Raw genomic sequence first — 306 nt, forward strand, 5'->3', positions numbered from 1 at the left:
TGGCGGAATTGGTAGACGCGCTAGCTTCAGGTGTTAGTGTCCTTACGGACGTGGGGGTTCAAGTCCCCCCCCTCGCACCATAATCCACGTTGATATTGCTCGCACTGGGCGAAGGTGGCGGAATTGGTAGACGCGCTAGCTTCAGGTGTTAGTGTTCTTACGGACGTGGGGGTTCAAGTCCCCCCCCTCGCACCAACGAGGCGATATCAAAAAAGTAAGATGACTGTGCGAAGGTGGCGGAATTGGTAGACGCGCTAGCTTCAGGTGTTAGTGTCCTTACGGACGTGGGGGTTCAAGTCCCCCCCC

Annotated in this window: 1 tRNA gene; it reads left to right on the forward strand. The window is 56.5% G+C overall.

Annotation, left to right across the window (positions count from 1 at the left end):
* Positions 1 to 108: 108 nt before the first annotated feature.
* Positions 109 to 195 (forward strand) — tRNA-Leu (locus OGY07_RS01890).
* Positions 196 to 306 lie beyond the last annotated feature (111 nt).

Origin of the sequence: Citrobacter sp. Cs237, assembly GCF_030332325.1 — a bacterium.
Classification (GTDB): Bacteria; Pseudomonadota; Gammaproteobacteria; order Enterobacterales; family Enterobacteriaceae; genus Citrobacter_A; species Citrobacter_A sedlakii.